This is a genomic window from Sphingomonas sp. CROZ-RG-20F-R02-07 (genome assembly GCF_022662335.1).
Classification (GTDB): domain Bacteria; phylum Pseudomonadota; class Alphaproteobacteria; order Sphingomonadales; family Sphingomonadaceae; genus Sphingomonas.
In genome coordinates, this window is the sequence record NZ_JAKNQJ010000006.1 from 19,694 (window position 1) to 33,207 (window position 13,514).

13 protein-coding genes are annotated in these 13,514 nt (G+C 66.7%); 3 read left to right on the forward strand and 10 right to left on the reverse strand.

Annotated features, from left to right (window positions below):
* The first annotated feature begins 4 nt into the window (after positions 1-4).
* Genes leuS through holA form a run of 3 tightly spaced genes read left to right on the forward strand, consistent with a single transcriptional unit; the run spans position 5 to position 4,010 of the window.
* The gene (leuS, locus tag L8H00_RS10650; protein WP_242097290.1) at positions 5-2,503 is read left to right on the forward strand and encodes a leucine--tRNA ligase; all 2,499 of its coding nucleotides are present in this window, start codon (positions 5-7) and stop codon (positions 2,501-2,503) included.
* Complete coding sequence (lptE, locus tag L8H00_RS10655; RefSeq protein ID WP_242097291.1) at positions 2,500-2,994, forward strand: LPS assembly lipoprotein LptE; 495 nt, start codon at positions 2,500-2,502, stop codon at positions 2,992-2,994. Before leuS ends, lptE begins: the two co-directional genes overlap by 4 nt.
* Positions 2,991-4,010, forward strand: a complete 1,020-nt coding sequence (gene holA, locus L8H00_RS10660) for a DNA polymerase III subunit delta (protein WP_242097292.1) — start codon at positions 2,991-2,993, stop codon at positions 4,008-4,010. The genes lptE and holA overlap by 4 nt, the downstream gene beginning before the upstream one ends.
* Here holA and L8H00_RS10665 read toward each other — a convergent pair.
* The 10 genes from L8H00_RS10665 to hemE all read right to left on the reverse strand — a co-directional run bounded on the left by L8H00_RS10665 (position 4,007) and on the right by hemE (position 13,467).
* Positions 4,007-4,912: a ParB/RepB/Spo0J family partition protein gene (locus L8H00_RS10665; protein ID WP_242097293.1), complete on the reverse strand. Its 906-nt coding sequence runs from the start codon at positions 4,910-4,912 to the stop codon at positions 4,007-4,009. The genes holA and L8H00_RS10665 overlap by 4 nt on opposite strands.
* On the reverse strand, positions 4,909-5,691 hold the full coding sequence (locus L8H00_RS10670; RefSeq protein WP_242097294.1) for a ParA family protein: 783 nt from the start codon (positions 5,689-5,691) through the stop codon (positions 4,909-4,911). The genes L8H00_RS10665 and L8H00_RS10670 overlap by 4 nt, the downstream gene beginning before the upstream one ends.
* A complete protein-coding gene (gene rsmG, locus L8H00_RS10675; RefSeq protein WP_242097295.1) occupies positions 5,688-6,296 on the reverse strand; it encodes a 16S rRNA (guanine(527)-N(7))-methyltransferase RsmG in 609 nt (202 codons plus the stop codon). The genes L8H00_RS10670 and rsmG overlap by 4 nt, the downstream gene beginning before the upstream one ends.
* Positions 6,293-8,137 (reverse strand): tRNA uridine-5-carboxymethylaminomethyl(34) synthesis enzyme MnmG, encoded by a 1,845-nt coding sequence (gene mnmG, locus L8H00_RS10680; RefSeq protein WP_242097296.1) that lies wholly within the window; start codon positions 8,135-8,137, stop codon positions 6,293-6,295. The genes rsmG and mnmG overlap by 4 nt, the downstream gene beginning before the upstream one ends.
* A 57-nt stretch (positions 8,138-8,194) precedes the next feature.
* Positions 8,195-9,478, reverse strand: coding sequence for a tRNA uridine-5-carboxymethylaminomethyl(34) synthesis GTPase MnmE (gene mnmE / locus L8H00_RS10685; RefSeq protein WP_242097297.1), 1,284 nt, complete (start codon positions 9,476-9,478; stop codon positions 8,195-8,197).
* 4 nt (positions 9,479-9,482) lie between these two features.
* The gene (locus L8H00_RS10690) at positions 9,483-9,710 is read right to left on the reverse strand and encodes a DUF6489 family protein (protein WP_242097298.1); all 228 of its coding nucleotides are present in this window, start codon (positions 9,708-9,710) and stop codon (positions 9,483-9,485) included.
* A gap of 18 nt (positions 9,711-9,728) precedes the next feature.
* Positions 9,729-10,421, reverse strand: coding sequence for a TerC family protein (locus L8H00_RS10695; RefSeq protein ID WP_242097501.1), 693 nt, complete (start codon positions 10,419-10,421; stop codon positions 9,729-9,731).
* Between the two features lie 136 nt (positions 10,422-10,557).
* The gene (gene rho / locus L8H00_RS10700; protein WP_242097299.1) at positions 10,558-11,814 is read right to left on the reverse strand and encodes a transcription termination factor Rho; all 1,257 of its coding nucleotides are present in this window, start codon (positions 11,812-11,814) and stop codon (positions 10,558-10,560) included.
* 157 nt (positions 11,815-11,971) lie between these two features.
* A complete protein-coding gene (locus L8H00_RS10705; protein ID WP_242097300.1) occupies positions 11,972-12,433 on the reverse strand; it encodes a CopD family protein in 462 nt (153 codons plus the stop codon).
* Positions 12,430-13,467: a uroporphyrinogen decarboxylase gene (gene hemE / locus L8H00_RS10710; RefSeq protein ID WP_277924395.1), complete on the reverse strand. Its 1,038-nt coding sequence runs from the start codon at positions 13,465-13,467 to the stop codon at positions 12,430-12,432. Before hemE ends, L8H00_RS10705 begins: the two co-directional genes overlap by 4 nt.
* Between the last annotated feature and the right edge of the window lie 47 nt (positions 13,468-13,514).

Here is a 13,514-nt window from a genome sequence, read left to right on the forward strand (position 1 = left end):
GCCCATGGCGTCGCGCTTCAACGCGCTGAAGGCGGACGCGGCCTGGCAGAGGGTCTGGGACGAGCGCCAGACCTTCGCCGCGGACGATTCGTCCGCAAAGCCGCGCAGCTATGTGCTCGAGATGTTCCCCTATCCCTCGGGGAAGATCCATATGGGGCACGTCCGCAACTACACGATGGGCGACGTGCTGGCGCGCTATCGGCGGATGCGCGGCATGGAGGTGCTTCATCCCATGGGATGGGACGCGTTCGGCATGCCCGCCGAAAACGCCGCCATGGAAAAGGGCGTCCATCCCGGCAACTGGACGCGCGCCAACATCGCGGCGATGAAGGCGCAGTTGAAGCGGCTCGGCTTCGCGCTCGACTGGAGCCGTGAACTCGCCACCTGCGAGCCCGATTATTACGGCCACGAACAGGCGCTGTTCCTCGACCTGTTCGCGGCGGGCCTGGTCTATCGCAAGGAATCGGCGGTCAATTGGGACCCGGTCGACATGACCGTGCTCGCCAACGAACAGGTGATCGACGGCCGCGGCTGGCGATCGGGTGCGCTCGTCGAGCGGCGCAAGCTGTCGCAATGGTTCCTGAAGATCACCGACTTCGCGGACGAACTGCTCGACGGCCTGGGCGCGCTCGAACATTGGCCCGACAAGGTCAAGCTGATGCAGGAAAACTGGATCGGCCGGAGCCAGGGCCTGCAATTCCGCTTCGCGCTGTCGGACGGCGGCACCGTCGAGGTGTTTACCACCCGGCCCGACACGATGTTCGGTTCGAGCTTCGTCGCGGTCGCCGCCGATCACCCGATCGCGCGCCATCTGGCCGAAACCAATGCCGAGGCAGCCGACTTCATCGCCTTGTGCAAGCGCGGCGGCACCACCGCGGCCGAGATGGACACGCAGGAAAAGCTCGGCTTCGACACCGGGCTCACCGCCACGCATCCGCTCGATCCGAACTGGCGCCTGCCCGTCTACATCGCCAATTTCGTGCTGATGGAGTATGGCACCGGCGCGGTGTTCGGCGTGCCCGCGCACGACCAGCGCGATCTGGATTTCGCGCGCAAATATAGCCTGCCAGTCAAGCGCGTCGTGTCCGAGGGTGCCGACGACGCGCCCGTGTTCGTGGGCGACGCCGCCTATACCGGCCCCGGCCGCCTCGTGAACTCGCATTTCCTCGACGGCATGGACATCGCCGACGCCAAGCGCGCGGTGATCGCGCGGGCGGAGGGCGAAGGCTGGGGCACGGGCACTACCGTCTATCGTTTGCGCGACTGGGGGGTGAGCCGCCAGCGTTACTGGGGCACGCCGATCCCGATCATCCACTGCGCCGCCTGCGGTGCGCTGCCGGTGCCGAAGGACCAGTTGCCGATTGTCCTGCCCGAGGATGTGAGCTTCGCGGTCCCCGGCAACCCGCTCGATCGTCACCCGAGCTGGAAGCACGTCGCCTGCCCGTCCTGCGGCGGCGCGGCGGTGCGCGAGACCGACACGCTCGATACGTTCGTCGATTCGTCCTGGTATTTCATCCGCTTTGCCAGCCAGCCCGACGCCCGGCCGTTTGATCGCGCCGGTGCCGAGCGATGGCTGCCGGTGAACCAGTATATCGGCGGCGTCGAGCATGCGATCCTCCACCTGCTCTACGCTCGTTTCTGGACGCGCGCGCTGAAGCATATCGGGCTGCTCGACATTGCCGAGCCGTTCGCCGGCCTGTTCACGCAGGGGATGGTGACACACGAGACGTACAAATCGGCGGACGGCCGCTGGCTCGCCCCCGAACAGGTTCGCGACGGCACCGAGATCGAGACGGGCGCGCCGATCATGGTGGGCCGCGTCGAGAAGATGTCGAAATCCAAGAAGAACACGGTCGATCCCGAACCGATCGTCGATCAATATGGCGCGGACGCGGTGCGCTGGTTCATGCTCTCCGATTCCCCGCCCGAGCGCGATCTTCCTTGGAGCGAGGCGGGGATCGAGGGCGCGTGGCGCTTCGTCCAACGGCTGTGGCGGCTGGTGGCGCAGGAGGCGGAACCCACAGGGGGCGAGGATATCGCGCTGCGCAAGCTCGCGCACCGCACGACCAACGATATTGGCAACGATATCGATGCGCTGCAGTTCAACAAGGCGGTCGCGCGGCTCTACACGCTGGCCACCGCGATCGAGAAGGCCCCGCCCTCGCGCGACCGCACCGATGCGGCGCACACGCTGCTGCTGCTGGTCGCGCCGATGACGCCGCATGTCGCCGAAGAGGCCTGGGCTACCATGGGCCATGCCGGGCTGATCGCCGACGCCGTCTGGCCGGTGGTCGATCCGGCGATGCTGGTCGATGACGAAGTGACGATTGCGGTGCAGATGAACGGCAAGCTTCGCGACACGCTTGTCTTTCCCAAGGGCGCCCCGCGTACCGAGATCGAAGCCGCCGCGCTTGCCTCGGACAAGATCATACGCCTGCTCGAAGGCCGTGCTCCCAAAAAGGTGATCGTCGTGCCCGATCGACTCGTGAACATCGTCGCATGAGGCGGCTGGCGATCCTGCTCGCGCTGGCGCTGCCCGGCTGTGGGCTTCATCCGCTTTATGCGGGCGGCGGTTCGGGCTCGGTCGCGACCGCGCTCGATGCCGTGCAGGTCGCGCCGATCGAGGGCAAGTCGGGCTATCTCATGTCCAACGCGCTGCGCGATCGGCTGCCGGAGAACGGTACGCCGCGTTATCGGCTCGACGTGCGCCTGAATGACGAGATCAAGGGACTGGGCGTTCGCCAGGACGACAGCGTGACGCGAGAACGGCGGACGCTCCGTGCGCGCTTCCAGCTCGTGAACCTGGCGGACGGCACCGTGCTGCTCGACGCGACCGCCGGGTCGGATGCTGGGATCGACGTGGTGGGTTCGGAATATGCCACCATCGCCGCGGAAAACACCGCGCTGGAGCGGCTCGCGGGGATCGTCGCCGATCAGATCGTCTCGCGCGTGGCGCTCTATGCGCAGCGGCGGACGGCCAAACCGACGCCGTGAAGGCGAACGCCAGCCAGATCCGAGCCGCGCTCGACCGCCCCCGCGCCGAGATCCGCCTTTATCTGCTTCACGGGCCCGACGATGCAGGCGCCGCCGATCTCGCCGCGCGATTGAGCAAGGCGATGGGGGCCGGGGCCGAGCGGATCGACTTGGACGGGCCAATGCTGCGCGCCGACCCCGCCCGGCTGGCGGACGAAGCCGCGGCGTTGTCGCTCTTCGGCGATGCCCGGTTCGTGCGCGTGACGCCGGTGGGAGAAGAGGCGTTCGATGCGTTTGCCGCGCTGCTGACCGCCGATCGGGCGGGCAACCCGGTCGTCGCGATCGCGCCCGCGATCAAAGCGAGCGGCAAGCTGGTGAAGCTGGCGATCGACTCGCCGTATGCGCTCGCCTTCGCCTGTTACGCGCCGAGCGCGATGGAAGCCGAGCAGATCGTCGTCGCGCTCGCCCGCGAGCATGGTCTGCGGATCGCCAGCGGCACTGCCCACAAGATCGCCGAAGCGAGCGGCGGCGACCGTGCGATCATCGCGCGCGAGATCGAGAAGTTCGCGCTCTACCTCGATGCGGCACCCGATCGCCCCGCCGATCTGGACGATGCCGCGTTCGATGCGGTCGGCGCGGACTTGGGAGATTCGGAGGCCACGCGCGCGGTCGATGCGCTGATCGACGGACGCGCCGCCGATCTCGGGCATGAACTGGTGCTGCTGGGCGATGCCGGCACCTCGCCCATTCCCTGGTTGCGGCAGATCGGCCGTCGCCTGATCGCGCTCGCCGAGATGCGCGCCGCGATCGATCGCGGCGAAAACGCCGACGCGGTGATGAAGCGGCACCGGGTGTTCTACAAGGAGGAAGCCAGCACCGCGCGCGCGCTGCGCCGCTGGTCCGCCCCCTTGCTGGCCCGCGCCCTGGCCCGCGTGCGCGAGGCCGAACGCGCGGTAATGGCGCCCGGCAATGCCGGCACCGTGCTCGCGGAATCGGTGATTGTGGAGATCGCGCGCGCCATGGGCCGACGCGGCTAGATCGTGTCTCCGGTCAGCCGCTGGCAGACCATGTCGAGCTGATCCAGCGTCGAATAGCCGAGCGTCAGCGTGCCGCCCTTGTCCGAATGGCTGATGCGCACGTTCAATCCCAGTAGATCGGCGAGCTGGTGTTCGAGCGCCTGGATATCGGCATCGGGCCCCGCCGGCCGACTTGCGCCGCCCTTCCCTTCGTCCGCGGCCCTCGGGCCCCGCGACGGCTTGGCTGCCCGCGTAAGCTTCTCGGTTTCTCGCACCGACAATTGCCGCGCAATGACCTGATCGGCCAAGCCTTCCACATCGCGCGCGCCGAGCAATGCGCGCGCATGCCCCATCGACAACGCGCCATCGACGACATGCGTCTGCACGGCGGCGGGCAGTTCGAGCAGACGAAGCAGATTGGCGACATGGCTGCGCGACTTGTGGACGATCTTGGCCAGCGCCTCTTGCGTATGGCCGTAATCACCCGCCAGCCGCTGATAGGCCTGTGCCTCTTCGATCGCGTTCAGATCCTGGCGCTGGATGTTCTCGATCAGTGCGATCTCGAGCGTTTCGGCGTCGTTGAACTCGCGGATGACGACGGGCACTTCGTGCAAATGCGCACGCTGCGCCGCACGCCAACGCCGCTCGCCCGCCACGATCTGATAGTCATGGCCGTGCGGCCGGACGACGATCGGCTGGATCAGCCCGCGCGACGCGATCGAAGCGGCGAGTTCGTCGAGCAACGCCTCGTCAAATTTGCGGCGCGGCTGATCGGGATGTGGCGACAGCGAACTGACGGGCAGCATCCTCACGCCGGGCATCGGCGCGGCGCCCGGCTCGACCGGCTGTTCACGCGCGATCTCACCCAGCAGCGCGTTGAGGCCCCTGCCGAGCCCCGCCGGTCGCCCGCGACGATCGCTCATGCCGCTTCCGCCGATTCGGGCAGCCGCGCGATCAGCTCCCGGGCGAGCGCGATATAGGCTTCCGATCCCGAACAGCGATGATCGTAGATCAATGCGGGCAACCCATGGCTCGGTGCCTCCGACAGGCGGACGTTGCGCGGGATCACGGTTTCGAACACGACGCGGCCGAGCACCGCGCGCACATCGGTGGACACCTGTTCGGTGAGCCGGTTGCGCCGATCATACATCGTCAACGCGACGCCCAGAATTGACAACCCGGGATTGAACCGCGCGCGAATCCGCTCGACGGTCGACAGGAGTTGCGACAGGCCTTCAAGCGCGAAGAACTCGCACTGGAGCGGCACGAGCAGCGAATCTGCCGCGACCATCGCGTTGATCGTGAGCAAGCCGAGCGATGGCGGGCAGTCGACCAGGATGATGTCCCAACGGCGGCTCGATCCCTTTACCGCGCGATCGAGCCGGTGGGTGCGCGCATCGAACTCCACCAGCTCGATTTCGGCGCCGGACAGATCGACCGTGGCCGGCACCAGATCGAGTCGCGGCACGCGCGTCGCGATCACCGTGTCGTCGAGCGTGACGTTGCCGACCAGCAGGTCATAGCTGGAACGCGTCCGCTGCGACTGACCGATGCCGAGGCCGGTGGATGCGTTGCCCTGCGGATCGAGATCGATCAGCAGCACATGCATCCCCGTTGCGGACAAAGCGGTGGCGAGGTTGATCGCGCTGGTGGTCTTGCCCACACCGCCTTTCTGATTGGCCACGGCGATGCAGGTCGTCATGCGCCCGCTCCGTCGATGACAAGGATGCGCGATTCAGGATCGGTGATGCTGTGTTCCACGTGAAACATGGTGCCCCTGTTCTGCAAGCTGGCGAGCTCGGCGGGATCGATCCGGCCGCGCGGCAGCAGCCACCGCGTCGCCGGTGTGACGCACCGCTTCGCCGCGTGCAAAAGATTTTCGACGGATGCCACCGCCCGCGCCGAAATGATCGCGGCCGGCCGATCTGTGACGGTCTCCACCTTGGCGGCAACGACCGTGACGTGCTTCAAGCCCAGCGCTGCGGCGCAGGATTCAAGGAACTCCGCACGCCGCCGTCGGGGTTCGACCAGCAGGATAGGCGCTGAACGGACGAGCGCGACGATCATGCCGGGAAATCCACCGCCGGTGCCGATGTCGATCCACAGCCCCGAACGCTCCTCGGCATGTGGCAGCAACTGGAGCGAATCGACGACGTGCCGGCTCCAGATCGTCTCGATCGTCGATGGCGCGATCAGGTTCTGCGCCGCGTTTTCCGTCACCACCATCGCCGCGAATTCAGCAACCCGAGCCGCCGCATTGTTACCGATCATGGTGACGGCCAGGCCGCGCGCTTCGGCCTCGGTCATGCAGCAGCTCGCCGGCTGTGCAGTAGAACGGCAGATAGGGCCGCCGGGGTCACGCCACGCACCCGCGACGCTTCCGCAAGCGAGGCCGGACGCGCGGCCGATAGACGCGCGATCATCTCGGTGGACAATCCGGCGATCGCCTCAAACCGGAGATCGGCCGGCAAAGCGATTCGTTCATCGCTCCGCAGCCGCGCGATCTCGTCCGCCTGGCGGTCGAGATACGGCGCATAGCGTGCGTCTTCGATCATCTCTGCGACGACGGCATCGCCCAAAGCCGGCGGACAATCGAGCAATTGATCGAGCCGTACGCCTTCGAAGCGGAGCCAGTCGAAGATGCTACGCCGCGCGCCGTCCTGCCCGACAGACGCTCCGCGTGCGGAGACCTCAGAGGCCGTCATCGGAGTATCGAGCAATTGCCGAAGCGCGGCACGCTCCTGCGCACACTCGCCTTGATGACGCCGCCGGGCTTCGGAGAGGCAGCCGGCATCGCTCGCGATCGGTCCCAGCCGGGTCTCTGCGTTGTCGGCACGCAATGCCAGCCGATATTCGGCGCGCGCCGTCAACATGCGGTAGGGCTCGGTCACGCCTTGCAGGACCAGATCGTCGATCATCACCCCGATATAGCTGGATGCGCGATCGAGTTGGACGGGCGCCAGATCGCACGCATGGGCGGCGGCGTTCAAACCGGCGACGAGCCCCTGCCCCGCCGCTTCCTCATAGCCTGTCGTCCCATTGATCTGCCCCGCGCAGAACACCCCTGGCAGCACGGCAAGGGCCAGCCGGCGATCGAGTGCGCGCGGATCGACATAATCATATTCCACGGCATAACCCGGCATGGTGATCGCGGCACACCCCAGTCCCGCGATGCTGGCGAGCATCGCCTGCTGCACGTCCGTGGGAAGGGATGTCGAAAGCCCGTTCGGATAGACGGTCGTATCATCGAGCCCCTCAGGCTCGAGGAAGATCTGGTGGCCGTCGCGATCGCCGAACCGGTGCACCTTATCCTCGATCGAGGGGCAATAGCGCGGACCCTGCGCATCAATCGCGCCGGTGAAGAGCGGCGACCTGTCCAGGGCCTCCCGGATGATCGCGTGGGTTTCGGGCGTTGTACGCGCGATCGCGCACGCGATCTGCGGCAGAGGACGCCTCTGCGTCATGGGCGACATGGTCCAGGGGTCGGCGTCCGAGGGCTGTTCCGCGAGCCGCCCCCAGTCGATCGTCCGTCCATCAAGCCGCGGCGGGGTGCCGGTCTTCAGCCGCCCCATCGGCAGATTCAGTTCGCGCAACTGCGCGGCGAGCCGGGTGGCAGCGCGTTCCCCGATCCGTCCGCCGACATCGCGCTCGTGGCCGCGGAACAGCCGGCCGCAAAGGAAGGTGCCGGTCGCCAAGATGACGGCACGTGCTTCAATGTCAGGACCATCGGCAAGCCGGACGCCAGCCACATTGCCATGGCGAAGCAGCAGCGCGATGACATCGGCGGCGATGATCGTCAGCTTTGGCTCGCACGCGAGCGCCTGTTGGATCGCTTGGGCATAGCGGCGACGGTCTGCCTGGATGCGCGGCCCCTGAACCGCCGCGCCCTTGCTCCGATTGAGCATGCGGTAGTGAATCGCGGCTTGGTCCGCCGCGCGCCCGATGAGGCCGTCGAATGCATCCACCTCGCGGACGATGTGCCCCTTACCAAGGCCGCCGATTGCCGGGTTGCACGACATAGCGCCGATCTGCGCGACGTCGAACGACAGCAAAGCCGTACGTGCGCCCCGCCGCGCAGCGGCCGCAGCCGCTTCGGTACCGGCATGGCCACCGCCGATGACGATCACGTCGAACGAAGTTTGGGTCATTCCACAGCCCTACGACCCGCGCCGGAGATCGTCAAAATTGTTCCACGTGGAACGTCGTCACTTCCCGATACAGAAGCGTCCGAACAGCGCGTCGAGCATCGTTTCCGTGGCATCGTCGCCTACCAAGCCTGCCAAAGGCACCCGCGCACGCCGCAGATGCTCCGCCACGATCAACGGATCGCGCGTGGTGATGGTCTCGAGCTCCGCTGCCGCCGCTTGGCATAATTGCTGCTGGTGACGCTTGAGCGGCAATGCATCAAGAGCCGGCAACACATGTCGGGCGCGATCCTCGATCGCCTCCCACAATGTCGTGAGCGATTGTGGATCATGCTCAGACACGACCAGATGCTGTCCTGTTTGCGGCACACCCCGCCCCGGCAGATCGGCCCGCGCATGCAGCCACAACGCATCCGCGCGCGGTGGCGGATCGTCGGCGAGCCACAGGAGGATGTCCGCAGCACCGATCGCTTCTCCGGCGCGCACCACACCGATCTGCTCGACCACGTCTTCGGTCCGGTCGGTAAGCCCGGCAGTGTCGGTCACCAGATACGCTATCCCCTGCCGTACCACGGGCGCATCGATCCGGTCGCGGGTGGTGCCCGAGATGGATGAGACGATCGCCGCGTCGCGTTCGATCAGCCGGTTGAGCAAGGTCGATTTGCCGCTGTTGGGCGGCCCGCCGATGACGACGCTAATTCCGTCACGCAACCGGTCCACAGCGGGGGCCGCAGCGACCACGGCGATCGTCGCTGCAAGCGCATGCGCCTCCGCTACGATGTCCGCCAAGGCGTCGGCATCATCCCCGACATCCGCTTCATCCGCAAAATCCAGCGACGCCTCGACCCGTGCCGCCAGACCCGACAGGTCAGCCATCCAGCCACGTATGGCGCGGCTCACCTGCCCTTCCGCGGCCATCAATGCCGATCGCCGCTGCGTCTCGGTTTCGGCCTCGAGCAGATCGGCCAAACCCTCTGCCTCCGCCAGATCGATCCGGCCGTGAACCAGTGCACGGCGGGTGAACTCGCCTGGCTCGGCCCGCCGCAGGCCGGGCATCGCTGCCAGCGCCGTCTCCACCGCTGCGATCACCGCCCGTCCGCCATGGCAGTGAAGCTCGACCAGATCCTCGCCGGTGACGCTGCCCCCCGCCCCGAACGCCAGCACGAGGCCGTGGTCGAGCGTGCCGCCCGATGCGTCGCGCAGCCGCCGCATGCCGGCCCGGCGATCCACCGGCAGCGTGCCCGCGATCGCACGTCCGGCGTCCATCGCGCGCGCGCCGCTGATCCGGATGACGGCGATCGCCGCCGGGGGACGGCCGCTCGAAACCGCGAAGATCGTATCCACGGGGTCAGCCGCCCGCCTGACCCTCGAACATACGCCGCCACATCGCCATGCCGGCATCGCCCATCGGCGCCCAGCCGCGCATCATCGCTTCGATTGCCTCGGGCTTGATCCCGGATTGCATCGCGTCGCCGATCATCGCGATATAGCGTTCGTGAAGCGGCGTGAGATCGGGCAGCCCCATCGCGCGGCGTGCCTCTTCCGGGGTGCAGTCGAGGTCGATCGTGATCTTCATCGCGCGGTCTCCGGCAGCTCAGAACAGGGTCAGGATGCCGACATGCGGGTCGGTCATACCGTCATAAATCATCTTGCCCGCGACATAGAGGATCACGGCCAGCCCGATATAGGCGATCCAGCGATAGCGTTCGATATAGCGCGCGATCAGATTGGCCGCGATCCCCATCAGCGCGACCGACAGCAGCAGCCCGACGATCAGAATGCCCGGATGCGCCCGAGCCGCGCCTGCCACCGCCAGCACATTGTCGAGGCTCATCGACACGTCGGCAATCGCCACGGACCACGCGGCGGCGATGAAGCTCTTGGCGGGGCGGACGTCGGCGGTGGTTTCGGGATGCGCCTGGGCGTGGCGCAATTCGCGCCACATCTTCCACGCCACCCACAGCAGCAGGATGCCGCCGGCGAAGATCAGCCCGATCATCCCCAGCAACCAGCTCACCCCGAGTGCAAAGACGATGCGCAGCACGAGCGCGGCGAGGATGCCGATCAGGATCACACGCTTGCGCTCCGCGACCGGCAGTCCCGCGGCGAGCGCGCCCACGACGATCGCATTGTCGCCCGCCAGGACGACGTCGATCATCAGCACCTGCACGAAAGCGGCCAGCGCGGACGGGCTGCCGATGTTCGCAAAATCGGCGACAATGTGCTGCCAGATCAGCGCGGGCGAGCCCGGCCCGGTGGCGGCAGCAGCGAGAAGGGAGATGACCATGGCCGCCATGTAGCCGTTCGGCGGCTTGCCGCAAAGACTATGACGGTTTCGTCATGTTGCGGGTGGTGAGGCGTGGCAGGGTGCAGACCAAGCCTGCACCGGTGGGTCGGGTCTGAAGACCGCCGGCCGCATGCGGCTATTGATTCATGCTGTCGAAGAAATCCTCGTTGGTCTTGGAATTCTTCATCTTGTCGAGGAGGAACTCCATGGAGTCGATCGTGCCCATTTGCATGAGGATGCGGCGCAGTACCCACATCTTGGACAGCTTCTCCTTGGGCACCAGCAGCTCTTCCTTGCGCGTGCCCGATTTGCCCACGTCGAGCGCGGGGAAGATACGCTTGTCGGCCACCTTGCGGTCGAGCACGATCTCGGAATTGCCCGTGCCCTTGAACTCCTCGAAGATTACCTCGTCCATCCGGCTGCCCGTGTCGATCAGCGCGGTGGCGATGATCGAGAGCGAGCCGCCCTCCTCGATGTTGCGCGCCGCGCCGAAGAAGCGCTTGGGCCGCTGGAGCGCGTTGGCATCGACGCCGCCGGTCAGCACCTTGCCGGACGACGGCACCACGGTGTTGTAGGCACGACCGAGGCGGGTGATGCTGTCGAGCAGGATCACGACGTCCTTCTTGTGCTCGACCAGGCGCTTGGCCTTTTCGATCACCATTTCGGCCACCTGGACGTGGCGCTGCGCGGGTTCGTCGAAGGTGGAGCTGACCACCTCGCCCTTCACGCTGCGCTGCATGTCGGTCACTTCCTCGGGCCGCTCGTCGATGAGCAGCACGATGAGGAAGACTTCGGGATGGTTGTCGGTGATCGCCTTGGCGATGTTCTGCAGCATCACCGTCTTGCCGACGCGCGGGGGTGCCACGATCAGCGTGCGCTGGCCCTTGCCCTGCGGCGAGACGATGTCGATCACGCGTGCCGACTTGTCCTTCACGGTAGGGTCGGCGGGATCGAGCGTCAGCTTGGATTCGGGATAGAGCGGCGTCAGATTGTCGAAGTTGACGCGGTGGCGCACCGCATCGGGATCGTCGAAATTGACGCTGGTGAGCTTGGTCAGCGCGAAATAGCGTTCGCCGTCCTTGGGCCCGCGGATCTCGCCCTCAACCGTGTCGCCGGTGCGGAGCCCGTGCTTACGCACCTGGTTGGGCGAGATGTAGATGTCGTCCGGTCCGGCGAGGTAATTCGCCTCGGGGCTGCGCAGGAAGCCGAAGCCGTCCTGCATGACCTCGATCGTGCCAAGGCCCATGATCTGGTCGCCATTCTCGGCCTGCACCTTCAGGATCGCGAACAGCAGGTCCTGCTTGCGGAGCGTGGACGCACTCTCGACGCCCAACTCCTCGGCCATGCTCACCAGTTCGGCGGGCTTCTTCTTCTTCAGGTCTTTGAGATGCATGGGGAGTGTCCGCGAAAGGTCGGCAGAAAGGTGCGTCGTTCGGCGAAATCTTCGCGGCGAGGACGATGCTGGAGATCACGCATGGAAAGCACGGCAGGACGCCGGTTTTTACGCCGAACGGGAATTAGGCCCGGCCCACCTCCAAGTCAAGCGGCCCTCAAAAGGGGCGGACGATCACCAGGATGACGATCAGCGTTACCGCGAGCGCGGGCACCTCGTTCATCATCCGCAGCGCCTTGCCCGTCATCGTCGGGCGGCCGCCCGCGAGCTTGCGCGCATAGCCCACCGCCCAGCCATGATAGCCCGACAGCAGCAGCACGATCAGCAGCTTGGCGTGAAGCCAGCCGAGCCCGGGCTGCCCGGCGAACAGGCCGAGATTGGCGGCGAGCATCAACCCCAGCACCCACACCGCGATCAGCGCGGGCGTCAGGATGATGTGGCGGATCTTTCCCTCGCGCTCGACCCAGGCCGCGGCCTCGGCCGCGTCGCCGCGGGCCAGCGCCTCCTGATGATAGACGAGATAGCGCGGCATCATGAACAGCCCCGCCATCCAGAAGATCACGAAGATCAGATGCGCCGCCTTCACCCAGTCATAGGAAGCGCCCAGCCAGCCGATCATGCCGTCCTCCGTATCCGTGCGAGCGCCTGCTCGACATGCGCGATCGGCGTATCCTGCTGGATGCCGTGGCCCAAGTTGAAAACATGGGGCCGCTCCGCAAAAGCGCCCAGCACGCGGTCGATCGCTGCGTCGAGCGTCGCGCCGCCGGCGATCAGCGCCAGCGGATCGAGATTGCCCTGCACCGGCAATCCCGGCGGCAGCGCGGCATGTGCCCAGGCGGGATCGACCGTCTCGTCCAGCCCGATCGCCGTCGCGGCCGTCTCGCGCGCATAGGCCGGCAGCTTGCCCCCCGCGCCTTTCGGAAAGGCGATCACCGGTATGCCGGGGCACCGCGCCGCCAGCGCCGCCACGATCCGCCCGGTGGGCGCGATCACCCAGCGTTCGAACTGCATCGGCGAGAGGCTGCCAGCCCAACTGTCGAACAGCTGGACCGCCTCGACGCCGGCTTCGATCTGGCGGGCGAGATATTCGATGGTCAGATCGGCAATGGCATCGATGATCGCGCCGAACGCCGCCGGATCGCGATGCGCGAACCGCCGCGTCTCGGCCTGGTCGCGGCTGCCATGCCCCGCCACCATATAGGTGGCGACCGTCCAGGGGGAGCCGGCAAAGCCCAGGAAGGCGGTCTGTAAGGGCAGCAGCGCCGCGACCCGCGCCACCGTCGCATAGACCGGCTCGAGCCGGTCGGCATGGCTCTGGAGCGCCGCCAGCGCATGATCGACCAGCGGGGGCTCCAGCCGGGGACCCTCGCCCACCCCAAAGCTCAGATCCTGCCCCAGCGCCCATGGCACCATCAGGATGTCGGAGAACAGGATCGCGCCGTCGAAGCCGAAGCGCCGGATCGGCTGCATGGTCACTTCGGCAGCGGCCTCGGGATCGGTGGCAAGCGCGAGAAAGCCGCCCTTCTCCGCCCGTAGTGCACGATATTCGGGAAGATAGCGCCCCGCCTGACGCATGAACCATACCGGCGGCACCAAAGGCTTGTCACCCTTCAGCGTGGCGAGCAGCGGTTTGTCGAAAGCCCGATCGGTCAGCGCGAAAGCCCTTCTATCACTATAAGAGATTCTAAAAAGAGGATGTT